This window comes from Streptomyces sp. NPDC048560, assembly GCF_040650955.1.
Taxonomy (GTDB): domain Bacteria; phylum Actinomycetota; class Actinomycetes; order Streptomycetales; family Streptomycetaceae; genus Streptomyces.
Window position 1 is genome coordinate 128,831 of record NZ_JBEZIJ010000009.1, and the last position, 26,921, is coordinate 155,751.

A 26,921-nucleotide genomic window follows, 5' to 3' on the forward strand; every position below is an offset into this window, starting at 1 on the left:
CCCTCCGGCCCGGAACGGAATGTCGTCACCGGGCCGGAGAACGTCCGTGAGCGGGTGCGTCGTCCTTACGGCGCGACCGGCAGCTGACGCTTGTGCTCGGTGAGGCGGTAACGGTTGACGATCGTTTCGAAGACCCGCTCGTCGACCGGCTTGCACTCCAGGAAGTCGTCGATGTCGTCGTACGTGACCCCGAGGGCGTCCTCGTCGGTCTTCCCGGGGTCGAGGCTCTCCAGGTCGGCCGTCGGCGCCTTCCAGACCAGCCCGGCGGGGGCGCCCAGTGCGTCCGCGACGGCACGCACACGGCGCTTGGTCAGACCGGTCAGCGGCACCAGGTCCGCGGCGCCGTCACCGAACTTGGTGAAGAAGCCCGAAACCGCCTCGGCCGCGTGGTCGGTGCCGACGACCAGGCCGTTGTGCGCGCCCGCCACCACGTACTGGGCGATCATGCGCTGCCGCGCCTTGATGTTGCCGTGCACGAAGTCCTGGTGATGGGCGTCGCGGAAGTTCACACCGGCGGACACCGCCGCGTCGAGCGCGGCATCGCTCGCGGGCTTGATGTCCACGGTCAGCACGTCGTCGGCCCGGATGAAGGAGAGCGCGAGCTGTGCGTCGTGCTCGTCGGCCTGGACGCCGTAGGGCAGCCGCATCGCGTAGAAGCGGGCCTCGTGGCCGGCGGCCCTGGCCCGTTCGACGGCGAGCTGGCACAGCCGGCCGGTGGTGGTGGAGTCGACGCCGCCGCTGATGCCGAGCACCAGGGCGCGCAGGCCGGTGGACGTCAGCCGCTCGGCGAGGAAGGCCACCCGGCGCTCGATCTCCCGCTCGGCCTCGAAGGTCTCGGCGACCTGGAGTTCCCGGGAGATCTCCTGCTGCAGGGCGATGGACGCCGGCTCGCTCACGTCTGCTCCTTGTTCCGTTTCATGGGTGTTGTCTCAGCCACCCTATCCAGGACGTGGCCGACGGCCTGGGGGTGGCCCGGACGGGAGTCGGGGACGCGGGGCGAAAGACGGAGGCACGGGGCGGGAGACGCGGGCGCGGGGCATCGCCCGGCCCGGTGCGCGTTCGTCACGTGCGAGGCCTTCGTCACGTGCGCGCGCTCGCCACGTACGCGCGCTCGTCACGTAAGCGCATTCACCACGTACGGGCGTTCGCCACGTGCTGTCCTCTCGTTCAGCTCGACGTCATGGCGCGTTGACGCGAAGGGCAGAGCCTGGCCCTCGTCCGAGCGTATGTGCACCAGGAGGCCCCATGTCCGCCCGTATCACCCGCCGCTCTCTCGCCGCCGGGCTGCCGCTCGCCCTGCTGTCGACGCTGTGCGTCGCCGCCACCGCCGGCGCAGAGGAGGGGCACGGGCACCACGGCGGCTCCGGGGCGACCGCCCGGATCACCGGCAGTGCCGTGCTCGGTGACGTGCCGCTGGCCGGATTCAGCAACGGTCTCCTGCCGGGATCGGTCTCCGACGACCGTGGTGTGAAGCTCGGCGGTATCGGCAGTGACATCTACCCGGCGGGCCGCGAGGGTGAGTTCTGGACGGTGACGGACCGGGGCCCCAACGGGCAGATCAAGATTGACGGGAAGAAGCGGCGTACGTTCCCCGTGCCCGGCTTCGACCCCGCGATCGTGAAGATCCGCGTCACCGGCAAGCGGATCGACGTACTCCAGGCCCTGCCCCTGACGACGGCGTCCGGCGCACCGGTCACCGGCCTGCCGAACCAGGCGAGCCGGGACGAGGCCCCGTACGGCCACGACGCACTGACCCCTCTGGCGTACAACCCCGACGGCCTCGACACAGAGGGCATCGTCCGGACGGCGGACGGTTCGTTCTGGCTGGTCGACGAGTACGGCCCCTCGCTGGTCCACGTCTCCTCGCGCGGCCGGGTCATGGCCCGGTACGTCCCCGAAGGGCTCCGGCTGGAGGGTGCCGGCTACCCGGTGGTCGAGGCGCTTCCGGGCATTCTGCTGAACCGCAAGATCAACCGCGGATTCGAAGGTCTCGCCCTGCTGCCGAACGGCGATCTGGTGCTGGCCGTACAGAGCCCGCTCTCGCTTCCCGACGAGGATGCGGGCGAGAGCTCGCGCAATGTCCGGCTGCTGCGTTTCTCCACGAGGAAGCAGGCGGTCACCGCCGAGTACGCGTACCGGTTCGACCCGGTCGAGGTCGTCGACCCCGGTGAGGACGACACGTCGGAGCTGAAGATCTCCTCCCTCGTCGCGCTCGGCCCTCACACGCTGCTGGTGGAGGAGCGCACCGACAAGGCGGCGCGACTGCACCGCGTGACGCTGCCTCACGGCTCCGGCATCCTCGGTTCGGCTTGGGACGACCCGGCGGCTTCACCTTCGTACGAGGAGCTCACCGACCCCTCGGCGGCGGGCGTTCCGGTTCTCCGTAAGAGCCTCGTCGTCGATCTCGGGAAGGTCCAGGGCGTTCCCGGCAAGATCGAGGGCGTGGCGGTCACGGGCCGCGACACCCTCGCGCTGATCAACGACAACGACTTCGGGATGACGGACGGCGCGGGCGCCTTCGATGCGGACGGCCGGCTGATCGACAGCGGAATCGAGACCTCGGTGACGCTCCTTAAGCTGCCCCGCCCACTCCGCGGCTGACAGCGCTCCCGCTGCCGCTGCCCCGCCGTCTTCGGCCGCCCGCCAGGCGTCCGAGCGGCGGGGCGCCCGGGCAGCGGAGTGTCACAGCAGGGGTGTACGCCACCAGCAGCGCGTCCGGGAGGGGGTGGGCGCGCTGCCGTCCGATCTCGACGAGCAAACGAGTGGGAGCGCCTGCGTGGCCGGCGCCTACGGTAGGACGCCACGATCAGCCGGGTGGGACGCGGCAAGGGTGAACACGAGGCTGTCGGCTGCACCGCCCTCGCGGCGGAAGTCAACCACCGCCCCGGGCCACTCATCCGCGGGTAGGCGCCTCCACGCTTCTCACGACGACAGGTTCGCCTCTGTGGTCATCGCCTACGGCCGCTGTGCCGCCGGCTCTCCTTCGAGGAACGGTGCCGCCACGGAACCGAACCACAGACACCATCGTCATCAGCGGGAGAGAGAGCCGTGCCCTTCCCACTCTTCTGACCTGCTGACCTGCTGACCTGCCCGATGGAGTACGCCGATGGACCGAAGAAGAATCCTCCAGGGCACAGCGGTCACCGCCGCCGCCGCTCTCCTGCCGGCCTCGGTCCGCGCGGTGGCGGCTGCCACGGGCGAGACGGACTTCCCGCAGGCGGCATGGACACCGGCTTCGGCCGCCAACTACACGGCTGCCGCACGTCCTTCGTCCCACCCGGTGGACCTCGTCGTCCTCCACGTCACCCAGGCCACGTTCGGCAACACGCTCGGCATCTTCGCGAACCCGGCCAAACAGGTCTCGGCGCATTACGTGGTGCGGTCGGCGGATGGATTCATCGCCCAGTGTCTGCGGGAGAAGGACATCGGCTGGCACGCCGGCAGCTGGGAGCACAACACCCGCAGCATCGGGATCGAGCACGAGGGCTGGGTGGATCAGCCCGCATACTTCACGCACACGATGTACGAGCGTTCGGCGAGGCTCACGGCGAGTGTGTGCGACCGCCACGGCATCCCCAAGGACCGCGCCCACATCATCGGGCATCACGAGGTCCCGGGCAGCGACCACACCGACCCGGGGAGCAACTGGGACTGGGGGCGCTACATCCGTCTCGTCAACGTCGTCTGAGCCCTCGCGCCCCGAGCGTCGACTCGCCGGTACGGGCGAATACTCTCCGCACCGAGGTTGTCGCGGTGGCCGACTGCGACGACGATGGGGAGGGACGAAGCTCCTGGACGGGAGGGTGAGTTGACGGACCCCTGGGTGGCCCTCGCCGCAGATGCCGATCCCGGTGAACGGCTGCACGAGCTGCGCCACGCCCACGAGGCGTTCACCTCCGCGGGACGGCTGGAGCTGCCGGTTCGAACGGTGGTCGGTGAATCATGGCGCCGCTCGGCGCGGGCACGGGTCAGCCCGGACGGCTCGGCCCTGATGGATCTGAGCGCCGACGATCTGGAGCCGTACCGTGCCGCCCATCCACTGGCGCGTGCGATGCCGTTGATCCGGGAACTGATGGGCGCGTACGCGACGGACGGGGAGCACCTGCTCGCGGTGTGCGACGCGCACGGCAGACTGCTGTGGGTCGAGGGGGACACGGCGGCCCGGCGGCGCGCGGGACGGATGAACTTCGTGGAGGGCGCACGCTGGGCGGAGTCCGTGGCGGGCACGAACGCGCCTGGTACCGCGATCGCCGTGGACCGCCCTGTCCAGGTGTTCGCCGCGGAGCACTTCCTGCGGCCGGTCCAGCAATGGACGTGCGCGGCGGCCCCGTTGCACGATCCGCACACCGGAAGGGTGCTGGGCGCGGTCGACATCACGGGCGGCAACCGGCTCGCGCATCCGCACAGCCTCGCCTTCGTACAAGCGGTGGCCAGGGCCGCCGAGAGTCAACTCGCCCTGCTGGCACCGGAACCGGCAGGAGACTGCGTACAGCTGAACGCTCTCGGCCGCGACGAGGCGCTTCTGGTCGTGCGGGGTCGCAAGGTCCGGCTCAGCAGACGGCACAGCGAAATCCTGGTGGTACTGGCCCGCCACCCGGAGGGCCTCGGCGGCGAGGAACTGCTCGTCGAGCTGTACGAGGACGAGTCGGTGAACCCGGTGACGCTTCGCGCCGAACTCTCTCGTCTGCGCCGCCTGTTGGGGCCTGGGCTGCTGCGCTCGCGACCGTACCGGCTGGCCGCTCCGGTGGACGCGGACTTCGACACGGTGGGGCGCCGGCTGGCCTCCGGAGCGGTGGCGGCGGCTCTCGGCGCGTACGCCGGACCGCTGCTGCCCGGTTCGCGGGCGCCCGCCGTCGTGCGGCTGCGGCAGCGCACCACCGACCAGTTGCGTGCGGCGCTGATCGCCCGGGGCGACCCGGGGCTGCTCGCCGACTGGGCCTACAGCCCCTGGGGCGAGGACGATCTCCCCGTCTGGCAGGCCCTGGCGGAGGCAGCTCCAGCGGGCCGGCGGGCCGCCCTCATGGCGAGGGCGCGCGGGCTCGACGCGGAGCAGCGCGGATAGCGGAGGGGCACGCGGATAGCGGAGGGGGACGCAACCAGGTTGCAACCTTCCGTTCCCTAGCCTCGCGCCGAGGGCCGTCCAACGGCGGGCGGCACCGGATTCCGGGAGGCCACAGAGATGACCCGTTACGCTGCGCCGGGTACCGAGGGCGCCATCGTCTCGTACGAGTCACGCTACGACCACTGGATCGGCGGCGCCTACGTGCCACCGGCGCGCGGCCAGTACTTCGAGAACCCGAGCCCCGTCAACGGCCGCCCCTTCACCGAGATCGCGCGGGGCACGGCCGAGGACGTGGAGCGCGCCCTGGACGCCGCGCACGCGGCGGCCCCGGCCTGGGGAGCGACCGCGGCGGGCGACCGGGCCAATGTGCTCAACAGGATCGCCGACCGCATGGAAGCGCACCTGGAGGAACTGGCGGTCGCCGAGACCTGGGAGAACGGCAAGCCGGTACGGGAGACGCTCGCCGCGGACATTCCGCTGGCCATCGACCACTTCCGGTACTTCGCGGGGGCGCTGCGGGCGCAGGAGGGGTCGCTGAGCGAGATCGACGACGACACCGTCGCGTACCACTTCCACGAGCCGCTGGGAGTGGTCGCTCAGATCATCCCCTGGAACTTCCCGATCCTGATGGCCACCTGGAAGCTCGCTCCGGCACTCGCGGCGGGCAACGCGGTGGTGCTCAAGCCGGCAGAGCAGACTCCTGCGTCCATCCACTTCTGGCTGAAGCTGGTGGCTGACCTGCTGCCGCCGGGCGTCGTCAACATCGTGAACGGCTTCGGCGTGGAGGCGGGCAAGCCGCTGGCGTCCAGCCCCCGCGTCGCGAAGATAGCGTTCACCGGCGAGACGACCACAGGCCGGCTGATCATGCAGTACGCCTCCGAGAACATCAAACCGGTGACGCTGGAACTGGGCGGCAAGTCCCCCAACATCTTCTTCGACGACGTGTGGTCATCGGACGACGACTTCCGGGACAAGGCCCTCGAAGGGTTCACGATGTTCGCACTGAACCAGGGCGAGGTGTGCACCTGCCCCTCACGTGCACTGATCCAGCGAGGCCACTACGGCGAGTTCCTGGAAGCGGCCGTCGCCCGCACCGAGCAGATCGTGCCGGGCCACCCTCTGGACACCGACACGATGATCGGCGCCCAGGCATCCAACGACCAGTTGCAGAAGATCCTGTCCTACCTGGACATCGGCCAGCAGGAGGGCGCCAAGATACTGACGGGCGGTCAGCGGATCGAGCACGGCGGTGACTTGGCGGGCGGCTACTACGTCCAGCCGACGATCTTCGAGGGTGACAACAGGATGCGGGTCTTCCAGGAGGAGATCTTCGGCCCGGTCGTGGCGGTGACCTCGTTCTCGGACTTCGACGACGCCATCAGCACCGCCAACGACACGCTGTACGGCCTCGGAGCCGGTGTCTGGACCCGTGACGTCAACACCGCCTACCGCGCGGGCCGGGCCATCAAGGCGGGCAGGGTCTGGACGAACTGCTACCACGCCTACCCCGCACACGCCGCCTTCGGCGGATACAAGCAGTCGGGGATCGGCAGGGAGAACCACAAGATGATGCTGGAGCACTACCAGCAGACTAAGAACCTCCTCGTCTCGTACTCGCCGAAGAAGCTGGGCTTCTTCTAGGAGGACGGACCATCAAGACGGCGACGCCGGTAGCACGCGGCCACCTGGCGCACGAGCACGATGTGTACGAGCTCCTTCACCCGCCAGGGCCGCCGCACCGGCCCCCGTGGGGGCCGGTGCGGAGCGCCGGTGGATGGCCGTCCCGTGGGTGGAAGGGCGCCCTGGTTCTCCGAGAGCAGCGCCCCGCATGGTTCCAAGCGTTTCCAGGGCGGCTGGTTCGCCGGCGTCCGCGATGTCGCCAGCTACCTGCTGCGCATCACCGACACCACCGCCACCGCCCAGCGCGGGCGCGCCGCCTCCAGCACCCCTGCTTCTCGCCCATCTCCAGCAGCCGGACTCCCCCGCTCCTGAGGAGGGGGGAGCGCTCCTCCTTCTGGCGGGAGGGGCGGCGAAGTGCTCCAGGACCGCGGCGGAGTCTGGCCGTGTGCGCCACAGAAGCGGGTCTCGGTCTCCTGATCGGCACCCGCTTCGCTCCGCCGTACTGCCCTGCGGCTAGTTTGGGTGCAGGACAGGTGAGCGGGGCCGTGGTGGCAGAGGTGCGCGGGGGACGGGAGGTCGGGGCGAGTGTCGCTGCGCGGAGGTGACCCAGCCGAGATCGGCGGCTATCCGCTTGAGGCACGGCTCGGCTCGGGTGGCATGGGCACGGTCTTCCTGAGCCGTACGAGTTCGGGGCGCCCCGTCGCGGTCAAGCTGATCCACCAGCAGCTCGCGGGGGACGACGAGTTCCGCATCCGGTTCCGGCAGGAGGTGGCTGCCGCGCGGCGGGTGAGCGGCGCGTTCACCGCCGCGGTGGTCGACGCCGATCCCGAGGCGGAGCAGCCGTGGATGGCGACGACCTATATCGAGGGGCAGACTCTCGCCCAGCACATCGCCACGAAGAGCCCGCTCGACGGACCGGAGTTGCGGAGGCTCGCCATCGGGCTGGCGGAGGCACTGCGCGACATCCACCGGGTCGGGGTCGTCCACCGAGACCTCAAGCCCTCGAACGTCGTGCTCTCGCCCGAGGGCCCGCGCGTCATCGACTTCGGCATCTCGCGTGCCGTGGACCAGCAGACTCTGACGATGACAGGGCGGGTCATCGGTACGCCGCCCTTCATGTCACCGGAGCAGTTGCAGTCGCCGCGCGACGTGGGGCCGCGGTCCGATGTCTTCTCGCTGGCGACGCTGCTGGTGTACGCGTCGACCGGTCACGGACCCTTCGACGCGGACAGCCCCTACATCACGGCGTATCAGGTAGTGCACGAGGAGCCGTCGCTCGGTGCCGTACCGGCGGCTCTGCGTGCGGTCGTCGAGCCCTGCCTGGACAAGGAGCCCGGCGGGCGCCCCTCGGCGGACGAACTCCTCGTGCTGCTGCGGGACCTGCCGTCCGACCTCGGTGGGACCGCCCCGAACGGAGCCGTCACGGGCCGGACCCGCGAGGTGATCACCCAGCATCACCTCGCGACGCCGGCCACCCCGGCGCCGGCCGCCGTCCCGCCTACCAGCCCGGACGGTCACGAGACAGCAAGCACCGTGGGCCCACTCGGCCGCCGTCTGCGTCGCACATGGCGTCCCGTCCTCGCTGCCGCGGTCGCTGTGGCAGCGATCGGCGGGGGAGCCGCGGTGTTGCGGGCGGGGGACTCAGGAGGGACCGGCGGCGGCGAAAGGAGCACCGGCGCCGCGGCGCCGGGAGCCGCACTGCCGGACGGCTTCGAGCCCTGGAGTGCGACCGTGCGGGGCGGCCGCGACGACATCCCCGACGAGCTCCGCTGCGTCGCGCGCGGCGACGCGCTGTTCTGCGGGGGCGGGGGCGTCGTCGCGACCCGCGTCAGGCCCCAGGACGGTGCGCGGGTGTGGACGGTGAAGAGCCCGGGCGTCCCGGTCCAGGGCATGCACCTGGTCGGCGCCACCGACGACACGGTGCTCGGTTACCGCTTCGCCGCCGAGGACGCCCCGCAGGACCCGCCGGGCGAGGTGGCGGCCGTCGACGCGACCGACGGCCGGGAGCTGTGGTCCGTGCCGTCGGGCGCCCAGTCGACGGCCGTCACGGGCCGGACTCAGGACGCCGTCGTGGTCGGCTCCACCGTCGTGACGGTCGACGCCGCCAACTCCCGCTTCGAGGCACGGATCGCGCACAGTGGTGAGGTCGCCTGGACGACGTCGTTCCCCGCCGGCACACGGTGCGCTCCCGTACCGGTGGGCGCGCGGCTCCTCGCGATGTGCGCGACGGACGCGGAGCTGGATGCCTCGGAGGTGCGCCACCCCACCCTGTACACGGTGGACCGCGCATCCGGGACGCTGGGCAAGCCGATCGCGGTCGACGGCCCGGTCGTGCCGACGGGGGCCGCCGACGGCAGGCTCGTCCTTCTCCAGCAGCACATGGAGGGCCCGGCGCTGACCGGCTACGACGGGGTGGCGCGGGTCGACCCGGCCACGGGGAAGGTCACGTACTCCCGGCTGGCCTCGACGTACGCGGGGACGCCCGGCATGGTGGGCGGCACGGTCTACGTGAGCGGACAGACCGGTCTCGTCACGGCGATCGACCCCGCGACGGGCCGGAAGAAGTGGTCGCGGCAGACGGGCGTGGAGGGCGCCTCGGGTCCTGCCGGGGAAGCCGACGCGCTGTACTTCAGCTCCGCCACCGGCCGGGTGGTCGCGCTGTCCCCGTCCGATGGCAGCCACCTGTGGACGACGGACCCGCGGGCCGACGGTCTGACGGGTGAGCAGGGCGCCAGCCCACGCGTGACCGTCGCGGGCCGTGCGCTGATCGTGGCCGCCGCCGGGAACACCCTCTTCGCCCTCGACACGCAGAACCCGCCGAAGCCGGGCTGAGGAGAGCGACCTCGGCGTCTCTCCCCACCACCGAGGTGTCCGGCAGGGGCCCGAGACCGTCCCTCACCGCGTGGGTGCGGTTCAGGCGCTCAGCCCGAGGGCGGCGACCTCGCGCCGCAGCCGTTCCTCCTTGGTTCGGGGAAGGTTGCGCAGTGCTTCGTACGTCTCGTAGTCGGCGGCCCTCTCTCCTGGGGCAGGCCCTCCCACCAGGGGGCCTCCGGTCTGAACGGCCCGAGGAAGTCGTCCTTGTTCCGGAGGCGCCGCTCATCGGCCGAGGCCGGCATCCGGGAGATCCATGTCGCGGCGGGCGTCCTCCTGGGCGATCTGCCGCGCCAGGTACCGCTCCCGCTCGACGCGCAGGAGGGACACCTCCGCGTTCACCAGGTCCCACAGCGCGGACGGCGGCAGCCACCGCATGTCCACGGTGCCGTCGCTGCCGTGCTGCGGCATCAGGTTCGGGGGCACGAAGGGGCGGATTCCGTCCTCGCCGAGGCGAAGCAGGACGCCCTGTTCGATCCGGATGGCGTCGTACCTGCTGCGGCACCGGAGCCCTGCGTGGAGTCGCCAGCCGTTCGCACGGTGCTCACCGACACCGCTGTCCCGCTTGTCCAGGGGGATGCCTGTACGAGCGTGGCGGAGTGACCCGGGTGGTGCATGACCACCACGCGCCCCGGCAGGCTCAAGCTGCGTTCGTCCACCGCGCAGTACCGGCACATCCCCTCGCTCCAGCCCGCCGTGGACCGGTCCTCCCCGGTCCAGCGTGGCTCGTCCGCACACCTGCCGCACGGCAACCAGGAGCGGCATGCGGCTCCGTCCCTGGCCTTCGCCCAGTTCTGCACGGACCCCGTCGCTTCCCTCGTCCGCGCCCAACGCCTGGCCGTGGAACTCGCCGCCCGCCGCGGCATGAACCCGGAACGCCCGCGCCATCTGTCGCGCTGGGTGACTCTGGCGGACGCCGGCCGGACGGGCGTGATCAGCTTCGTCCCGGGTCGGTCCTCGCGCAGCTGAACTCAACAGCCGCCCACGCGAAACGCTCGGCTGGGCAACCCCAGCCGAGCGTCACCGGTCAGGAGACGTCAGGGCGTCGGGCCCAAGCGGGTCCAGGGACTGTTGGGGTCGGTCGCGTTCGGGATGTCGGCCTTCGTCCAGTACTTGGCCTTCCAGTAGTAGCCGTCGCGGGAGACAACCGAACGGGTCGTACCGTCGGGTGCGCCCGCCACCAGGGCGGTGCCCGACAGGACCCCGCTGTTCTTCGGCTCGGCCACGAAGCCGGATGCCGAGGCGAGGGAGTACGGGATGCCGTCGGCGGGGATTCCGCTCAGCGGGTTGCCGTTCTGGTCCAGGAAGCGCCACTCCTGGGCCTTGCTGCCGGTGACGCAGTCCGTCACGCTCAGGTTCGCCAGTCGCGTACCGGCGCCCAGGCACTGCGTGTGCCCCGAGGTGGTGCTCTTGATACGGAGCCAGCTCCCGGAAAGTCCGCCGTCCGCCGTGATGGTCCACAGCTGGTTGGCGCCGCCGTTGCCGGCCCACAGGTGGGCGCGCGTCCAGGTACCGGGATGGTCGAGAAGATTCCCGCCGGAGACGTCCTGGATCTTCCACTGGGTACCGGTCTTCCAGACCGAGAAGGGTGCCCAGAGCGGGTTGTAGGTGCGGGCGGTGTCCCACGCCTCGGCCTGGCAGCCGGTGGCGGCCGGTGTCGGGGGCGCCACCAGGGTGGTTCCCTTGCGCATGTCCTGGAAGAGGCCGTACTCCGTGCCACCTGTCTTGATCTTGAAGTTGGCGGGGCCGGTGATCGGCAGGTAGTACTTGATGCCGATGTCCCTGGCCTTGCCGGTCGGCAGGTCCTCGCAGTATCCGAGGGTGATCGTCACCCGGTGGAAGTCCGCCTTGAGGCCGCCCACGTTCGCCCCGGTGCGGCCTGGTGAGAGCTCTCCCTTCATCTCCTTCCATGCCTGGTCCTTGAGCAGCGGAGAGGTGGAGGTGGGGATGTCGAAGGACACCTCGGTGCCCGCCGGCAGCGTCTTGCCGGTGTTGTTGGTGATCCGCAGCTTGGGCTGCAGCGGCCACATGTCCTTGATGTCGGTCGGGTAGTCGACCAGCTCGGCCTTGAGGTTCAGGACCTGGGCGGGCAGGACCGTGCTGCCGGCTCGTGTCGCCTTGTACGGTCCGGCGGCACGCAGGGCTGTATCGAGCCGGGTCGTGAGGTCGTGGCCCATGCCGTACTCACCGTTGACGCGTTTGTGGTAGTCACCGGCCATCTCCCAGATCATCACGCCGCCGATGCCGTTGTCCTTGACGTATGCGGCCTTGGCATCGATGGAGCGTTCGTCCTCGGTGGAGAGGAACACCTTCTTCTGCGCGTTCCACAACCAGGACGCCTTGAGCGTGTCGTTGTACTTGGCCGCGTACGTGCCTGCCAGCTGGTTCGCGGGCTGGGCGGTGTCCAGGCCGTACGTGGAGAGGTAGCCGGGCGTGGTGCCTGCCTGGAGGTTCTTGGTGTGCCAGAGCGGGTTGGTTCCCGCCTCGATCTTCCTGCCGTTCTCGATGTCGTGCCAGATGTTGTCGATCCCGGTCGCGCCCTGGCCGCAGGCCGTCTTGTTACCCTCGCCGCCCACGCCGGTCCCGGTGCCCGCAGGACAGGCGTTCTGGTCCGGCAGTGCGGCGGTGCCCCAGAGGCCGTCGGTGCCGCCCTCGACCCCGCGCCATCCGCGCGTGTAGTAGGGGAGGCCGAGGTTGATCCTGCCGGGCGGCAGCGCGCCGCGGTAGTAGTGGTAGGCCCAGTCGACGTTGAAGTACCCGGTCTTCTGATACGGGTTGGGGTCCCCGTTCTCGTCGAGGTCCTTGTAGACACCGGCTTCGGCCAGTTCGGCGTCCTTGCCGTCGTCGTACAACGGTGCCTGCGGGCCGACGTACTTGTTCCAGGAACCGTGCAGGTCGTACGTCATGACATTGACGAAGTCCTGGTACTGGAGCGCCTGTCCGGCGTCAAGACCCCGTGCGAGGTAGCCGGAGCCGGATCCCGCGGAGGTGAGGAGGTAGTAGCGGTTCAGGCCGGCGCCCGCTGAGTCGAGCTTCGCGCGTACCGTCTTCATCAGCGCGTTGTATCCGGCCCCGAGCCCCTTACGGCGGGGGTCGGCGGTCGGCCAGTCCTTGGGGTTGCCGGTCTGCGGGAGGGCGGAGGGGTACTCGTAGTCGAGGTCCACACCGTCGAAACCGTAGCGTGCCAGGAAGCCCGTCACGGAGTCCGCGAAGGTGTTGATCGCCGCCTGGTTGACCGAACCGTCGGCGTTGGTCGTCATGGTGTAGAAGCCCGCCGACTCTGCCCAGCCGCCCACGGAGATCAGCGTCTTCACCCGTGGGTGCTGCTTCTTGTAGCGGGTCAGCAGATTGAAGTGCCCCTGGTAGGGCAGCGACGGATCCATCTCCGCGCCGACCACTCCGGGCCAGGTCATCCCGGTGGAGGCATTCTTGGCGTCGGTCGTGTCACCGACGGAGATCTGGTTGCCGACGATGCCCGCGAAGGCGTAGTTGACGTGCGTGACCTTGTTCCAGGGGATGTTCTTGACGAGGTAGCGGGGATCGCCCTTCGCCCCCGTACGCCAGCTGCTGAAGTACCCGATGACGCGGCGGTCGCGGTCCTCGCCGAGCCACTCCCTCCCGTCGCTCTGGTACGCGTCGCAGAAGCGCGCCGTCGTCGAGGCGGCCATCCCGTCGGGGCGGCACTGCGCCTGGTCGGACGGGCGCGCGGGGCGGGTTCCGCCGTCGTCCGGCGAGCCGTCCCCGTAGTCGTACGGGTCACCTGCCGGCGTGCCCACGCCGGCACCAACGCCGGGCTCGGCGAACGTACCGCCGAAACCGGGGGTGTCACCGTGGTACGTGTACGTGTTGAGTTCCTTGACGGCCGTCAGGCTGACTTCATCGTACGTGTTGACCGAGATGAAGCTCGGCTTCTTGCGGGCGGCGGGCGTACAGAAGCGCTGCGCCCGGTTGACTATCTTCGCGTTGTCGACCGCCGGGGTCACGATGATCGGTGACTCACGGAAATGGTTCATGACAAACAGCCGCCGGAAGCCTTTCTCCTCGCGACTGAGCGGAATCTCGTTCCAGCGGCTGTAGCAGGACCAGTTGGCTTCGCCGCTCGCCCCGCCCATTTCCCAGTAGTTCTCGGCGGTCCACTCGTTGCCGTACATGAAGCCCAGCTCCGCCTTCGCGGCCCCGGAATTGGCCCGGGTGGAGTCCGTGAAGAGGAGCAGGCGCTTGTTCTTGGCGATGAGCTCGGAGACCTTCGGCCAGCCCTTCGTCCGCACCTGCCAGGGATCGGCGTCCGGCCGGAACAGCAGACCGTCCAGTACTCCGCCGGCACCGAGGTCGTCGCCCACCTCCTCCCGCAGCGCATCCGTCGAGGCATAATCCTCGACGAAGACCGTCACGATTTCCCGGGGGTTCGCCTTGAGGAAGTTGGCGATTTCCCCGAAGACATCCGACATGGGCTGCGCGGTGGGTATGCAAACCTCGTGGCACATGCGCACTCTGCCGTTGAACATGTGTGCGTCGAGCATCAGGCCCCGCACACCGTCCGTCAGCTGGGTGGCGATGCTGTGCGGCTGCGCGGGGAGCGGGGCCGCACCGTCGGCGTCATCCTCGTTGTAGAACGCGTTGTGCGTCGTCAGGAACGTCTGCTGGTCGAACGTCGGGTCGGCCGGCATCGGCTGACGCGGCGGGTCGATCGGTGTGACGTACCACTTCTCGCTCTCATCCGTCTGCCCGGCGAACACCGCCTCGCCCGCGCGGGGACCGCCGATCAGCCGTTCCGCGGATCCGGGTGCGAAAATCGTGTACTGCTCGCCGGCGTGCCGCTTGATCAGCCAGTCGGTCCCGGGGCCCGTGCAGTCCCTGAGCACGACCCGGCCCTCGCCCTGCTCATTGACACCCTTGGCCAGGCAGAGACCTTCCTTCGTCGGGTTCTTGACCTTGTAGTTCGCGGTGCCCGCGACCAGGTCGAACTCCCACTGCTGGTTGTCCTCGTCGCCCTTGGGGTCCTCGGTCTTCAGAATGGCCGAAGAGCCGCTGAGGTTGTGACCGTTCAGCTCGTTCTCGATGTAGAAAAGGCCCTCTACGGGCGGCCCTGCGGAGGCTGTGGCTGTGACGGCCGCCGCGGCCGTCACAGTAGCCGTCCGTGGCTCGGCCCCCGCCGACGGCACAGAGGCCAGTCCCGCGAGCAGGACTACGGCCAGCGCCGCGATTCCCGCTCGGCCCATTGATCTGCGTAACATTGCGATCCCTCTCCGGTCGGGCTAAGGCATGGATACGCCCACCACAGCATCACCCTTGAAGATCAACGGAAGATCAATAGGTGAGAATGGCCACGTGTGGCTTTGTCGGCGAGTTACGAGAACCCATGCAGCCCGGATACGCCGTCCTCCTGGCCCGCGAGTTCGTCGCAGTCTCATGGCGATGGCACATGGCTCAGCAGTCTCACCAGCTGTGGCACATTCTCAGCACGCCTGAACGGGCGGCCGGCGGTACAAACCGCTGAGCGGCTGGGACTCAATTCGATTCCGAGTCCGTGAAGTTGTGCCGCTGGATTTGAGACCCCACACAAGTTGTAGGTCTTCGCGGTTCGAATCCTGTTCGGAGGCTGTGATCCACGGTGGTGGGCGGTGACGCTATGGGGCAGCCCCGTGCGGCCGTAGCGCACGGGGCTGCCCGGGCACTTCAGCTGAGTTGTGCCTCAGCGAAAAGCGGCGATGTTGCGGGCGACCCAGTCGTCGAAACGGTGCGGGGCGCGACCGAGGACTCGTTCCACGTCCGGGCTGATCCGCAGTTCGGCGGGGCGCGGGGCGGAGATGATGTCCAGGGTGTCGTCGGCGAGCTCCAGCGGCACGAATCGGGTCATCGCGGCTTTGGCCTCATCACGGGTGAGTTCGTGGAACCGCACCGGCGAGCCCAGCGCGGCGGCGATGGCCTCCACCTGCTGACGGGGCGTGATCACCTCGGGCCCGGTCAGCTCGAAGATCCCGCCGGTGTGCCGGTCGTCCAGCAGGCAGGCCGCCGCGACCTCGGCGATGTCCGCCGGGTCGACGACCGGAACCCCGACATCGCCGAAGGGTGCGGCGGCCGTCCCTTGCGTGCGGACGGACTCCGCCCACGCGAAGGCGTTGGAGGCGAAGCCGCCCGGTCGTACGACGGCCCACTCCAGGCCGGACTCTCTCAACGCGTTCTCCACCGCGCGCATCGCGATCCGCGACGGCCCGAGCGGCCTGGTCGCCACGCCCTGCGAAGACAGCAGGACGACTCGGCGGACCCCGCCGGCAACGGCCAGGTCGATGATGTCGGCCGGTCTGGCTTCGGGGGCGTGCAGGTCGCCGGACAGCAGGAGGAACAGCGCCTTCGCCCCGTCCAGGGCGGGGGTGAGGCTCTGCGGCTCGGCCAGGTCGGCCTGCACGTGCCGGACCCCGTCCGGCATTGCCGCCGGGTGCCGTGACACCGCCGTCACCTGCTCGCCCGCGTTGGCCAGGGCCTGCGTCAAAGGCCTGCCCACATTCCCGGTAGCTCCGGTCACCACGATCATGTTCAACTCCTGGTTCGTTGTGCACTGCGGAAGTTGACGCTAGGAGGCAGGCTTACTTTTGGTAAGAACATACCCAGAGGTAAGCTCCGGACATGAGTGAAGGTGCGCAGCTGACGCAGGGTGAGGCGGGCCATCGGTATGAGGTGTTTCACACCGACTGCCCTGCGCGAGCCGTGGTCGACCATGTGACCAGCAGGTGGGGTATCTGGGTCCTGATCTCCTTGCGCAGCACCGACCTTCGGTTCTACGAGCTGCGCGACGGCATCCAGGGCATCAGCGAGAAGATGCTCGCTCAGACGCTGCGCGCAATGGTCCAGGACGACCTGGTCTGGCGGAAGGTCGAGCCGACGACGCCACCCCAAGTCACCTACGGACTGACCGAGTTCGGCCAGGACCTCGGCGCACCACTGACGGACTTGTTCGACCGGATCACACAACGGCTCGCAGCCGGCGGGACGTCCACCACGGAGCGACCGAGCGCAACAGGTCAAGCGGTGCAGCCGACCACCCCAGTCGCTCAACAGCTTCGTCATCTCGACGACGGACACTGACCGCGTTCGACAACGTGCTGGCACCACCCCGGTCACCGCGCTGTCGCCCCGTCGCCCCGTCGCCCCGTCGCCCTGCATCGGTATCACCCGCGTCGCATGCACAACGAACGGCAAGTCCGCCTACGCCTACTGACAACAACCGGCTCCCCGAGTTCCAGGCCCCACCAGCCCGGCCCCACCACCAGAGACCCACAAGGCCCCCGGCTCTCCCGCACAGCTGAGGTCGACCTCTCCCCAGCAGGTCGCGCCGGTGCCCGGCTGACCGAAGTCTTCTGCGGTCCAGCCCTGACCTCGGCTGCTCGTCGTAGGTCCTGGGGCGGATCACAGGACACGGACTCGCCGCCGATACAAGGGGGCGCCCCGAGCAGCACTTCCGCGCCGGCCCTTTCGCCTCGCCTACGGCGCACGACCGTGGTGCGATGAAACAGAGGGCCGGGAAGGAGATCACGATCCCCCGGTCCTCGTAGCTCAGCGGTAACGCTCCGCCTATCTCCGGGGAGGGCGCCGCGAGCGTGGTCGCCTATCGGGTGCACCACGAGGACCCGCCATCGATCGCGGCCACGTCGGAGCTGTTCGCGACCAGCGCCTTCAAACGCGCACCACCAGGCGGAGCCCCTCACGCCGGGGACGTCACGTCGACGGGGCGTGGACCGCCTGCGGCTGTGAGCAGGCCGCTTTCGTAGAGCCGCACGGCCCTGCGGCCGAGCACGTCGTAGAGGTGAGTAGGCTCGACGGCATGTGGCCTCGGGTGAACGGGATGAGAACGCTTGAACTGGGCAGTCCAGGCAGCCTTCGAGACGAACTCAACGCCCTTGTGATGACGGGAGCCAAAACCGCCACCGCCACCCTGCTGGCCGAGTATGCGGAGGAGGGTGAGGAACGAGAGTTTCCAGGAGAGCGCCTTGCTCTCCTCGGCAACGACGGCACCGTCCTCGCGGAACTGCAGGTCACCCACGTGATGACCGTGCCCTTCCGCGAGGTGCCCTGGGCTTTCGGCGAGGCCGAAGGCGAGGGCCATACCGACCTCACCCATTGGCGCCGTGCCCATATCGACTACTGGCAGAACGTCGAGGGCCGCACTATCGACGATGCCTCTCCCGTGGTGTGCATGTACTTCACCCGAGCGATCTCGCCAACCGCCTGAATCGACAACGACTCGCTCCCGCGGGGCATCCTCCACCGACGCCTGACAGGCCCCTTGCAAGCCAGCGATCAAGCTGAGTGAGTCCGGGGCGAGGTCGACCATTCCGTGGCAGCGAGCCATGCCACCCCCCTACAGACGGAGCACGTCCGGGCTCATACGCTTCGCCCCCCTCGTGCGGCCCTTGATGGCATCACCAGTGAGCACGAGCTTCCCGAACGCGGCACGAGTCGGGCCGGGCTCGTCGCGGCGCCGTGAGACACGACGCCGCGACGTACGGCTCAGGTCACAGCTGAAGCAGCAGGCGCTGGGCGATGCTGGTGTCCCTCAGCGGTTTCAGCACGAGACGCACCAGGGCCAGCGCGTTGTCGTCGCCGGCGATCCGGTTGGCGCTGAGCTCACCGCAGGACAAGCACTGGTGGATGATCATCCACTCGCCGTCCGGCCGTGCCGACATGCTCAGCGCTTCCATCCGCCCACGGCAGGCCGCGGCCCGGTCACCGGGGATCCGGCCGTCGACGTGCAGACTTGCCAGGCAGTTCGGGCAGTGGTTGCGGTGTGTGGTGCCGGGCGCGTCCAAGGACACATCCAACCGGCAGCCCACGCACCTGAAATCGCGACGCCGGTGTCCTCCCTGGCGGTGGAGGACGTCCTTGTGCCTCTGTGGCCGCCGTGTTCTCCGCATACGTCTGCTGGGGTTGTTCGCTTGTCTCGGCATGAGGTCTCCTCCTTCCGGTTTACAGGTCGCCGAATGCTTCGAGCGGGAACGGTGGTTGTGCCAGCGGCCGCACGGCCATGCGCATCAGGACGAGCTGGTTGTCGTCGGTGCAGACGGGGTTTGAGGTCAGCTCGTCGCAGCGAACGCAACGGTGGATGACCATCCAGTCGCCAGTACGCAGCACGGCGACGGCGATCGGCGACATCAGGCCCTGGCATTCACTGGTGCCGCCCTCGACATGGTTCAGAACGTGCTGGGAGTGCAGGCACGACGGGCAGTGGTTTCGCCGAGCGTCGTCGCCGACGCAGGCGGCCACCGTCAGGCCGCACCACGCACAGGTGAAAGTGCCGTTCAGGACGGTGTTCGGAGTGTTGGAGAAAGTCTTGTTGGTACTGGACACCCGGTGGGCTCCTTGCTGAGAAGTCGGCAATGACAGCAAGAGCAGGCCGAGCGGCCTCGACGAAGACGCCCCCGTAGGCCGCAGCGGGTGTGCTGGGGATTACGAGTGGGTGGGCAGGTCAGAGCACCGGAGAGTCGCGTCCGTGACCGTGCGGGACGGCGTCAGGAACACGAGAAGGCTGGTGCGGTGCAGCGAGGCGCGCGCGGCAAGGGCCGGGGCACAAAACTCACTCCTTATCAGGGGCACAGCGGCCCCAAGCAGTCGAAGGAACGCCCGAAGAGTAACAACGGCTCGCAGGCTGGCGTCAACGGATTATCGGGCACCGCCCCACCGCCGTGAGCGGGATGGTCTCGTGGGGACCCCAGGCCGACGACGCCGGTCCCGGTTGCCGCTTCCGCGTCATTCCCTGCTCGACATCACCGCGGTCATGGAGTGCCGGCACTCGTGTGCACGCAAATCGGCGCAGGACGGTTTGACCTGGAGGAGGCCTGCGCCTCCTTGGCATGCGCAGGTGAAGAAGTTCAAGCGCTCTTCATGAAAGAACCCGTACCTCCCAACCGGCACCGACGTGATGTTACGGTGGCGAAAGAGGTGGCGACTGTGCCACCCATGGAGTTCGGAGGAGATGCGAGATGACGGTCGTGGTGAACACCGCTGCGTGCGGTGCCCGACTCATTCGCATCTCTCGGGTCTCGTCCTGACCTTTCGCCTGCCTGACTCCCCTTCGAGGGAGTGGCTTCGGCGCGTCTGCCGTCCGGCGAGGGCCCCCTCTCAAGGGTCTCCATTTTGTTTCATCAACACACTGCACACCCATCTACTCTCGCCTTTCCTTCGCGCACCCTGACTCCGGCTGGCTACGGATGGGCCACGGAGCATGGGCGCTCCTTCGCTCTGTCAAGGGACGAGGGACTGCTGCCGGGCCGCGTGGTGCGGGCCGAGCGCGGCCAGTGCCACGTCGCCGCGGGTACCCGGCCCGCCCGCGCTGTGGTCGTGCCCCCAGCGGGCACAGGTGACCGGCTCACGCCATGCACCGGTGACTGGGCGGCCGTTCGGCCTGCCACCGCGGCCGTATCCGCCACCATCGCGGAGGTGATGGAGCCGCCGGACCGCCGACGTCCGCTCCGCCTCCTCGCACCCCTCCCACGCCCAGGTACCGGCCACGAACGTCGACCCCGTGGCGGTGACCGCCTCCCTCGCCGACCCGCTCAAGCACGGGCGGATCGAGCGGACATCTGCCCTGGCTTGGACAGCGGCGCCACCCCGGTGGTGGTGCTCACCGAGGCCGACCGGTGCGCCGCCCCCGTGTCGGCGGTCTCCGAAGTGGCCGTGGTCGCCGCGGGGGTGGCGGTGCTGATCACCAGGACCACCACCGGCCAAGGCATGGACGTCCTCACCCCTGGCCTGTCTGGCACGGTCCTACTGCTCGGGCCCTCGGGCGCCGACAAGTCGACACTCGGCAACCGCCTGCTCGGAGACTTCCCGGCCACCGGCCCGGTACGCGACCGGGACGGCAAGGGAGGCCCCACCACCACATGGCGGGAACTGCTGCCGCTAACCCACGGCGGGGTCCTACCGGACACTCCGGGGCTGCGGGGCGTCGACCTGCACGACGCCGACAAAGGCCCGGACCACCCCTTTGCCGAGATCACCCGACAGGCGCGGGACCGCCGCTTCGCGGACGGTGCACACACCAGCGAGCCGGGCTGCGCCGCGCTGTCCGCCGCCGAGAACGGCCACCTCACCCGGCGCCACCTCGACGGCTACCACCGGCTACGGCGCGAAATCACCTATGCCGCCTCCCGCACCGACGCGCGGCTGCGCGCCGAGCTGGCGCCGCCGAAGAAGCACGGCGCGCTCCTGCGCCGCGCCATCAAGCAGTCCCCCAACTCCACGGCATGACGGAAAGGAATATGGTCATGGACCTTCCCCGCATCTTCACCATCCGCGAGAGCAGCCACCGGATCCACAACCCGCTGACCGCGGGCAAGCTCGCGGCCTTGGGCGAATCACTCCGCCTCGCCCCCGGGACGCGGGTACTCGACCTGGCCAGCGGCTCGGGCGAGATGCTGTGCACCTGGGCACGTGATCTGGGCTTCACGGGCACCGGAGTGGACATCAGCACAGTCTTCACCGAGCAGGCCCAGGCCCGCGCCGCCGAACTCGGTGTCACCGACCGTGTCGAGTTCGTCCATGGCGACGCCGTCGGTCACGTCGCGGACCAGCCCGTCGATCTCGCCGCCTGCGTCGGCGCGACGTGGATCGGGAACGGCGTCGCCGGAACGAGCTGCTCGGGCGCAGCCTCCGCCCCGGAGGACTGATGCTGATCGGAGAACCGTTCTGGCGGCACATCCCTCCGGACGAGGAGACCGCCAAGACATGCCACGCCACCGGCATCACCGACTTCCTGCTACTCCCGGAACTGATCGAGCAGTTTCAGGAACTTGGGTACGACGTCGTAGAAATGATGCTGGCCGACCAGGACAGCTGGGACCGTTACGCTGCTGCCCAGTGGCTCAACATGCGCCGCTGGCTCGACCAGAACCCGAACGACGAACTGGCGCCCGAGGTACGGGAAGAACTCACCACCGAGCCGGCCCGCTACGCGGGCTTCAGGCGTGAGTATCTAGGCTGGGGAACCTTCGCCCTCATGAAGCGCTGAGGCCTCCGTCCTGTGCGGGGTCCGGACGTCACGCCGTCCAGGTCCCGCACGGGACGCGTCGTCACCGTTGTTCGACGCTGTCATCGCAGGCACTGGCGCCTTATGGCAGAGATATGCGCGAAGCCGACCAGCCAACCCTCAATGTGACCTACATCGTTCGCACGGAGACGGTTGAGATGCCAGCCTGATGGAGCCCTCCCCCGGGACGGCCCTCAACCCCAGCAGACGCATCACCGCACCCTGCCACTGTCATGACGAGGTATCACCGGCCAGATCGCCCGTCTCCTGGCTGGCCCCGGATACAGCGACTTCTAGTCCCCACCGCCACCGCTCCCGCTGCCGCAGCTGTGGGCACTGCCCGCGTCAGTGGTCGCGTCGGAGTCGGAGTTGTCGAGGGCCCTACCCAAGCGGAGCAGCCGGCGTCCGAGTCCCTCGGGAATGGGCTGGGCACTGAGCAGCCCATATTGGACAGGCCCACGTGCGAGCTCGGTCGGCCCCTCAAGGACATACGCGGGAATGCCTGACCGAGACGACGTGGCTGCTGCCAGAAGCCGTCGCCCCGCCCGCGTCGGACGACGCCGCCGCCTGTGGAGGAGACCGTCAAGCACGAGCCGATGAGCGAGTTCGTCCATTTCCGGGCAGTCCATCAGCACTTCAACGACGTCCTTGACACTCCTGCTGCGAGAGCAAACCGCGACGAGTGCAAGTTCGATCGGATGCGCAGGCTGCTCAGCGCGCACGGTACGCACCCGAGCAGCACGCATTGACAGCGTGCCGCGCTCGATCAACGCCACGAGCGCGCACTCCACCACCCGCCGCCCACCCCCTGCGAGAAAGGCGTACTCGTACAGCCCCGGGTCACCCTGTCCGTGATCCGCCTCATGCGCCTGGCTTTCCCGGCTCATACAGTCCCCCTCGGATTCGCGCACTCCTCTCCCATGGTCGCTCAACTAGCCCTGGCTCAGGCCTCCTTTACCTCTGCTCAGAGCTGCAGCTGTCATCTCCCCCTGAGCCGCCTGACTTGATCTGCGACCTGGGCGGCGTGGACGTGGGGTCGCTGACTTCTTCGTTTGTCGCTTTGTGGGCCCGGATCAAGAACTCCCCGCCTGAGCCTGAGTTCACCCTCAAGCAGTCCCACGGCCTCGTCCGTCGACGGCCCCCGCATGATGCCCGCTTCCTTGTCCGCCGCAGCGAGGCTCAGCGTATGAACCCGGCGAACCTTCCCGGTCACAGCTCCAGGGCGTGTGTCGAAAGTGGATCAAGCGGTCGTTGACTGCGCGGGTGATGGGCAGCGCGTACTCTTCCAAGGTCTTGATCGTTTGTGTTTGGAGAACTCGTATGAGCCTGGATCTGGTGCCCGTTGACCGCGAACCGGCCGCCGGGGCAGTCCTGCTGACCGGCATCCCCGGGAGTGGGAAGTCGACGGTGGCCGCTGCGCTGGCGGGCCGGTTCCGGATGGCGGCCCACATCGAGGTGGACGCACTCCAGGAGATGATCGTCAGCGGTGGGCGATGGCCCTCACCGGCAGCGAACGCGGAAGCCGACCGGCAGATTTTCCTGCGGGCCCGCAACGCGTGCCTTCTGGCGGACAGTTTCGTGCGGGCCGGTTTCGTCCCGGTGCTCGATGATGTCGTGGTCCGTCGTTCCCACCTTGACTTCTACCGCACGACGCTGGCGGCCGTGCCGCTCCACATCGTCATCCTGGCTCCCGGCCCGGCAGAGGCATGGCGGCGCAACCAGGCTCGGGAGAAGGCACTGTCGGTGGACTGGTCGCCACTGGATGAGGCGATGCGCTCCGAGCTCGCGCAGCAGGGAATCTGGATCGACAACGCTGCGCAGTCGGTTGAAGAGACGGTCGAGGCGATCCTGTCTGCGACCGGTCTGGAGCCCAGCTCTGAAGTCGATCAGCCTCTGCGATGATCGCCCGGTGGCGCCTGGAGATCTGACGGATACCCAGTGGGATCGGCCGGCACCGTTGTTGCCCGGGGGCAAGAGGCCGGGACGCCCGCCGATATGGACGAGACGGCAGCTGATCGACGGCATACGGTTTCGGACCCGCACCGGCGTCCCGTGGCGTGACGTTCCGGAGCGGTACGGCCCCTGGGGACGGGTGTACGACTTGTTCCGCCGCTGGCAGCGGAACAGCACCTGGCAGAACGTCCTTGCCGAACTTCAAGTCCAGGTGGATGCCAAGGAACTCATCACCTGGGACATCACCGTCGACTCCACCGTATGCCGGGCCCACCAGCACGCCGCCGGTGCGCGGAAAAGGGGGATCTACAAAAGGAGCCACCCGGCGGGGTCGGCACGGCGGAGCCGGACGACCACGGCCCTGGACGCTCGCGCGGCGGTCTGACGACCAAGCTGCATCTGGCCGTCGAGCAGGGCCAGAAGCCGATGTCGATCGTGATCACTGCCGGACAGCGAGGGGACTCATCCCAGTTCGAAGCCGTCCTGGAGAAGATCCGCGTCTCTCGTCCCGGTCCGGGCGGGCCACGTACCCGCCCGAACCGGGTCCACGCCTACAAGGCGTACGCCTCCCGAAAGAACCGCGCCTACCTGCGCAGGCGCGGCATCCGCTGCACGATTCCAGACAAGGCGGACCAGGCCCGGAACCGCAAGAAGCTCGGCTCGCGCGGTGGCCGGCCGCCGAAGTTCGACAAGACCGACTACCGCGAACGCCACGCGGTTGAGTGCGCCATCAACCGCCTCAAGCGACACCGGGCCGTGGCCACGAGGTACGACAAGCTCGCGGTCCGATACGAAGCGACCGTCCTCATCGCCGCCATCCATCAGTGGCTGTGATCAGCACATTCGATACACGCCTTGGTGCCGCATGAGTCAAAGTTCGCCCTATCGACGACGGCGTTTAGGCGCCGGTCGTCGGCATGACGGTTTCGCCACGGCGAGCCGGGCGAGGACAGCGCCCGGGGCTGCGCTCAAGCTCCGCAACTGCCCAGTCTTCGAGCCTTGGACGCGTGACAACGGAGCTGGAGCGACGTCACGCGATCAAAGTGGTCAGCCTTGAGGCTCCTGTGGTTTGACCTCGACCTCCCGCAGGCTCTGCTCTCTGAGCTCGGTGCGTGCCTCGGTGCGGTGTCCCCGAGCGATGTAGTCACGCACGACCGCTTCGACGGCGTCCTGGGGCGAGCCGATACCGACCAGGACCATGACTTCCACCACCAGCTCGGCATCGAGACTGATTTGGACCTTGGCCACGAGCGGCCCCCCTTCGTCGGTCCGGGACTCTAACAGCCGCACGGCAGCGACTCGTTCCGCTGCGGTGCAATGGCACAGGACAACAACAGGGCGAACGTTGCTTGATACGGCACTAGGGCCTGTTCTGAGTCCGGATCACGGGGCGGTCGGCAGTCGCTGGCACGCCCAACAACTTGTCAGACACCACGTTGACGCGAGGATCTTGCTTCGACGTCTGGAGGGGGCGTATGTACGACGAACGGCTCGCCGAGTTCTCCTGCGACCGACTGGACGGCCGTCCAATACCCGACGATCTGCGCGTGCTGCTGGTGGCGCAGTAGGAAGGCCGCACCGACTTCACCCATCTTCTCGACCTCGACTTCTTCGAGGCGGGAGAGGTCCACCCGCTCCTGGACACCAGCTATCTGAGCGAAAAGGAACTCACGGACCCGGAGATGCAGGCCGTCAACGCCGCAGCTGCGGAGATGGCCAAGTACGTCAACTCGTGGCGAAGGGCGGAAAGGGTTGGATCGGCTACTGGCTGCACCCCGACGAACCCGCGGACCGTGCCTCGCACCTCATAGAGCTGGACACCGAGTTCACCTTCTGGGGCGGGCCTGGTCGGCCTCACCCTGACCCAGGGATCCGCAGCCGAGCAGGCAAGCTACCAGGACGAGCCCGATGAGCGAATCGCGTTCACACAACTGGCCGCCGAACTCGCCGAGCTTGGCCTACCGCTAAGAGGGCATCTGATCAACGTTCACACCGTTGTGGCGGGCATGTCCGATTCGATTCGCCATGTAGGTGTGGATTCTCCCGTCAGTTCGCGAGCCATTTTGTTAGCCATCGCCCAATGGATCATTGCCCGGGATCTCTGCGGCAGGGCTTCGTAGTCCCCTGCCAGACGGCGGTGCTGCATCAGCCAGCCGAAGGTCCGCTCGATCACCCACCGCTTCGGCGGCGGCTCGAACCCCTTGATCCGCGATCGCTGCACTACCTCCACATCGATACCCAGGCCGGCACCATGGTTGAGGAAGCTGCTCTGGTAACCGCCGTCTGCCCAGACCTTGGACACACTGGGATGGTCGGCCAGGTCATCCAGCACGAGCTTGCCGCCAGCGGTGTCCTGCACGGAAGCGGCGGTGACAAGAACGGTCAGCACCAGACCAAGAGTGTCCGTAATCAGGTGCCGCTCGCGTCCCTTGATCTTCCTGCCGGTGTCGATGCCCTGGCTGTTCTCGGCCACGTTTGCCGAGGTCTTCACGCTCTGCGCGTCGACTACGGCTGCAGTCGGTTCGGGGCTGCGTCCGTGGGCCCGGGACCGCCCGATGAAGTTCCACCACATGACCATCCCCTTATGGCTCGTCACCTAAGCCGCCACGGGTCGGACGTGTCCGGAACAGGCGCCGCGGACGTTGTCGCAAGTGCTCTGCGAGGAACCCGACCTCGATGGCACGTCGGGACTGTTCGGCAATGCGGCAACTCAGACTCCCCCGAGACCACAACGGCCTTCGCCGAACCTCAACTACCCCAAGATCCGGGCCATTCCCGGACCACCCCTATCTCGAAGACCACCGAGGAACGCGTTTCTGCCGATCACCAGCGGTCCGGATCGTGTACCACCAGCAGACGAAGAACCTCCTCGTCTCGTACTCGCCGAAGAAGCTGGGCTTCTTCCAGGGGCGCAAAGGAAGGCGCCTGAGCTGGGCATTCTCCCGTCAGGCGCCTTGCCTTCAGTACGGTCGACATCGAGTCCGATTTGCGATCCATCTCCCGATACCACCCACAGCTATCCCAGCCCCGACCCTCCGGACCAGCCACGGAAGGCAAAACGTACGAATCCCACAGAAATCGCGCCTCTCTGCGCCGCTGCGGGATCCGCCGCAACATGCGCACAAGAACGACCAGGCGCGCAACCGCCAGAAGCTCGGCTCCCGCGGCGGCCGACCCATGTATTCGACCCGGCCGATTGCCGCGAGCGCCACGCGGTCGAGTGCGGGATCAACCGCAGCCAGCACCTCCGACCGATGTCCGACCTTTCATCCACGCCGGCAGCCGAGCGAACATCGACATCGTCGGCCGCACGCCGCCACGCTCCCGCAATCGCGCTCCGACGGAGGCAGACAGCTCGTCGACGTGCTCCTCGTTGCAGGCCCACAAGATGTGTCC

At 68.5% G+C, this 26,921-nt stretch carries 22 protein-coding genes and 2 pseudogenes; 13 read left to right on the forward strand and 11 right to left on the reverse strand.

The features are described from left to right. Positions 1-65 precede the first annotated feature (65 nt). On the reverse strand, positions 66-896 hold the full coding sequence (nadE, locus tag AB0C82_RS23895; RefSeq protein ID WP_362845464.1) for an ammonia-dependent NAD(+) synthetase: 831 nt from the start codon (positions 894-896) through the stop codon (positions 66-68). Positions 897-1,245: 349 nt separating this feature from the next. On the opposite strand from nadE, the gene AB0C82_RS23900 reads away from it, so the two are divergent. The 6 genes from AB0C82_RS23900 (at position 1,246) to AB0C82_RS23925 (ending at position 9,514) form a co-directional block, all read left to right on the forward strand. Further along, a complete protein-coding gene (locus AB0C82_RS23900; RefSeq protein ID WP_362845466.1) occupies positions 1,246-2,601 on the forward strand; it encodes an esterase-like activity of phytase family protein in 1,356 nt (451 codons plus the stop codon). Between the two features lie 505 nt (positions 2,602-3,106). After that, positions 3,107-3,688 (forward strand): N-acetylmuramoyl-L-alanine amidase, encoded by a 582-nt coding sequence (locus AB0C82_RS23905; protein WP_362845468.1) that lies wholly within the window; start codon positions 3,107-3,109, stop codon positions 3,686-3,688. A 120-nt stretch (positions 3,689-3,808) separates the two neighbouring features. Next, positions 3,809-5,062, forward strand: coding sequence for a GAF domain-containing protein (locus AB0C82_RS23910; protein ID WP_362845470.1), 1,254 nt, complete (start codon positions 3,809-3,811; stop codon positions 5,060-5,062). A gap of 117 nt (positions 5,063-5,179) precedes the next feature. Then, positions 5,180-6,703, forward strand: a complete 1,524-nt coding sequence (locus AB0C82_RS23915; protein WP_362845472.1) for an aldehyde dehydrogenase family protein — start codon at positions 5,180-5,182, stop codon at positions 6,701-6,703. A 144-nt stretch (positions 6,704-6,847) separates the two neighbouring features. Further along, on the forward strand, positions 6,848-7,054 hold the full coding sequence (locus AB0C82_RS23920) for a hypothetical protein (RefSeq protein WP_362845474.1): 207 nt from the start codon (positions 6,848-6,850) through the stop codon (positions 7,052-7,054). A gap of 213 nt (positions 7,055-7,267) precedes the next feature. After that, complete coding sequence (locus AB0C82_RS23925; protein ID WP_362845476.1) at positions 7,268-9,514, forward strand: serine/threonine-protein kinase; 2,247 nt, start codon at positions 7,268-7,270, stop codon at positions 9,512-9,514. An 81-nt stretch (positions 9,515-9,595) separates the two neighbouring features. Here the strand turns inward: AB0C82_RS23925 and AB0C82_RS23930 are convergent, their stop codons facing one another. Beyond that, entirely contained in the window at positions 9,596-9,721 is a 126-nt protein-coding gene (locus tag AB0C82_RS23930) for a hypothetical protein (protein WP_362845478.1), read from the reverse strand. Between the two features lie 57 nt (positions 9,722-9,778). Then, entirely contained in the window at positions 9,779-9,979 is a 201-nt protein-coding gene (locus tag AB0C82_RS23935; protein WP_362845480.1) for a hypothetical protein, read from the reverse strand. 189 nt (positions 9,980-10,168) lie between these two features. Here AB0C82_RS23935 and AB0C82_RS23940 point away from each other — a divergent pair, with 189 nt between their 5' ends. After that, positions 10,169-10,522 (forward strand): hypothetical protein, encoded by a 354-nt coding sequence (locus AB0C82_RS23940; protein WP_362845973.1) that lies wholly within the window; start codon positions 10,169-10,171, stop codon positions 10,520-10,522. 68 nt (positions 10,523-10,590) lie between these two features. Here AB0C82_RS23940 and AB0C82_RS23945 read toward each other — a convergent pair whose 3' ends face one another. Together AB0C82_RS23945 and AB0C82_RS23950 are read right to left on the reverse strand one after the other, a co-directional pair. Next, on the reverse strand, positions 10,591-14,787 hold the full coding sequence (locus AB0C82_RS23945) for a glycosyl hydrolase family 18 protein (RefSeq protein ID WP_362845482.1): 4,197 nt from the start codon (positions 14,785-14,787) through the stop codon (positions 10,591-10,593). A 458-nt stretch (positions 14,788-15,245) separates the two neighbouring features. After that, a complete protein-coding gene (locus AB0C82_RS23950) occupies positions 15,246-16,085 on the reverse strand; it encodes an NAD(P)H-binding protein (protein ID WP_362845484.1) in 840 nt (279 codons plus the stop codon). Between the two features lie 92 nt (positions 16,086-16,177). On the opposite strand from AB0C82_RS23950, the gene AB0C82_RS23955 reads away from it, so the two are divergent. Next, entirely contained in the window at positions 16,178-16,636 is a 459-nt protein-coding gene (locus AB0C82_RS23955; protein ID WP_362845486.1) for a helix-turn-helix domain-containing protein, read from the forward strand. Positions 16,637-17,393: 757 nt separating this feature from the next. Further along, a complete protein-coding gene (locus AB0C82_RS23960; protein WP_362845488.1) occupies positions 17,394-17,780 on the forward strand; it encodes an ASCH domain-containing protein in 387 nt (128 codons plus the stop codon). Positions 17,781-18,063: 283 nt separating this feature from the next. On the opposite strand, the gene AB0C82_RS23965 is transcribed toward AB0C82_RS23960, so the two are convergent. From AB0C82_RS23965 to AB0C82_RS23975, 3 genes are all read right to left on the reverse strand, one after another. Further along, the gene (locus AB0C82_RS23965) at positions 18,064-18,495 is read right to left on the reverse strand and encodes an RNHCP domain-containing protein (protein WP_362845490.1); all 432 of its coding nucleotides are present in this window, start codon (positions 18,493-18,495) and stop codon (positions 18,064-18,066) included. Positions 18,496-18,514: 19 nt separating this feature from the next. After that, positions 18,515-18,895, reverse strand: coding sequence for an RNHCP domain-containing protein (locus AB0C82_RS23970; protein ID WP_362845492.1), 381 nt, complete (start codon positions 18,893-18,895; stop codon positions 18,515-18,517). Between the two features lie 894 nt (positions 18,896-19,789). Continuing rightward, complete coding sequence (locus AB0C82_RS23975) at positions 19,790-20,104, reverse strand: hypothetical protein (RefSeq protein ID WP_362845494.1); 315 nt, start codon at positions 20,102-20,104, stop codon at positions 19,790-19,792. Positions 20,105-20,137: 33 nt separating this feature from the next. Between AB0C82_RS23975 and rsgA the strand changes: the two genes are divergently transcribed. Further along, positions 20,138-20,794, forward strand: coding sequence for a GTPase RsgA (rsgA, locus tag AB0C82_RS23980; RefSeq protein ID WP_362845496.1), 657 nt, complete (start codon positions 20,138-20,140; stop codon positions 20,792-20,794). A 17-nt stretch (positions 20,795-20,811) separates the two neighbouring features. Further along, a pseudogene (locus AB0C82_RS23985) lies at positions 20,812-21,554 on the forward strand (class I SAM-dependent methyltransferase). Between the two features lie 311 nt (positions 21,555-21,865). On the opposite strand, the gene AB0C82_RS23990 reads toward AB0C82_RS23985, so the two are convergent. Beyond that, positions 21,866-22,459: a TIGR04222 domain-containing membrane protein gene (locus AB0C82_RS23990; protein WP_362845498.1), complete on the reverse strand. Its 594-nt coding sequence runs from the start codon at positions 22,457-22,459 to the stop codon at positions 21,866-21,868. Between the two features lie 433 nt (positions 22,460-22,892). Between AB0C82_RS23990 and AB0C82_RS23995 the strand changes: the two genes are divergently transcribed. Together AB0C82_RS23995 and AB0C82_RS24000 are read left to right on the forward strand one after the other, a co-directional pair. Then, a complete protein-coding gene (locus tag AB0C82_RS23995) occupies positions 22,893-23,474 on the forward strand; it encodes an AAA family ATPase (RefSeq protein ID WP_362845500.1) in 582 nt (193 codons plus the stop codon). Positions 23,475-23,481: 7 nt separating this feature from the next. Then, positions 23,482-24,359 (forward strand): IS5 family transposase gene (locus tag AB0C82_RS24000; RefSeq protein ID WP_362845502.1). Its coding sequence is split into 2 segments (ribosomal slippage): positions 23,482-23,874 and positions 23,877-24,359, totalling 876 coding nucleotides; the frame shifts between segments, so codons are not numbered across the junction. Between the two features lie 213 nt (positions 24,360-24,572). On the opposite strand, the gene AB0C82_RS24005 is transcribed toward AB0C82_RS24000, so the two are convergent. Beyond that, positions 24,573-24,773 carry a DUF2191 domain-containing protein gene (locus tag AB0C82_RS24005; protein ID WP_362845504.1) on the reverse strand — a complete coding sequence of 67 codons (201 nt, stop codon included), beginning with the start codon at positions 24,771-24,773 and terminating at the stop codon, positions 24,573-24,575. 739 nt (positions 24,774-25,512) lie between these two features. Beyond that, positions 25,513-26,067 (reverse strand): annotated as a pseudogene (locus AB0C82_RS24010) (transposase); the annotation flags it as partial. Between the last annotated feature and the right edge of the window lie 854 nt (positions 26,068-26,921).

Excerpts from the sequence above, each read along its gene's own strand:
- AB0C82_RS23900 (WP_362845466.1), top strand. The coding sequence starts at position 1,246 with ATGTCCGCCCGTATCACCCGCCGCTCTCTCGCCGCCGGGCTGCCGCTC.
- AB0C82_RS23905 (WP_362845468.1), top strand. The coding sequence starts at position 3,107 with ATGGACCGAAGAAGAATCCTCCAGGGCACAGCGGTCACCGCCGCCGCC.
- AB0C82_RS23915 (WP_362845472.1), top strand. The coding sequence starts at position 5,180 with ATGACCCGTTACGCTGCGCCGGGTACCGAGGGCGCCATCGTCTCGTAC.
- AB0C82_RS23940 (WP_362845973.1), top strand. The coding sequence starts at position 10,169 with ATGACCACCACGCGCCCCGGCAGGCTCAAGCTGCGTTCGTCCACCGCG.
- AB0C82_RS23945 (WP_362845482.1), bottom strand. The coding sequence starts at position 14,787 with ATGTTACGCAGATCAATGGGCCGAGCGGGAATCGCGGCGCTGGCCGTA.
- AB0C82_RS23950 (WP_362845484.1), bottom strand. The coding sequence starts at position 16,085 with ATGATCGTGGTGACCGGAGCTACCGGGAATGTGGGCAGGCCTTTGACG.
- AB0C82_RS23955 (WP_362845486.1), top strand. The coding sequence starts at position 16,178 with ATGAGTGAAGGTGCGCAGCTGACGCAGGGTGAGGCGGGCCATCGGTAT.
- AB0C82_RS23960 (WP_362845488.1), top strand. The coding sequence starts at position 17,394 with ATGAGAACGCTTGAACTGGGCAGTCCAGGCAGCCTTCGAGACGAACTC.
- AB0C82_RS23965 (WP_362845490.1), bottom strand. The coding sequence starts at position 18,495 with ATGCCGAGACAAGCGAACAACCCCAGCAGACGTATGCGGAGAACACGG.
- AB0C82_RS23990 (WP_362845498.1), bottom strand. The coding sequence starts at position 22,459 with ATGAGCCGGGAAAGCCAGGCGCATGAGGCGGATCACGGACAGGGTGAC.
- AB0C82_RS23995 (WP_362845500.1), top strand. The coding sequence starts at position 22,893 with ATGAGCCTGGATCTGGTGCCCGTTGACCGCGAACCGGCCGCCGGGGCA.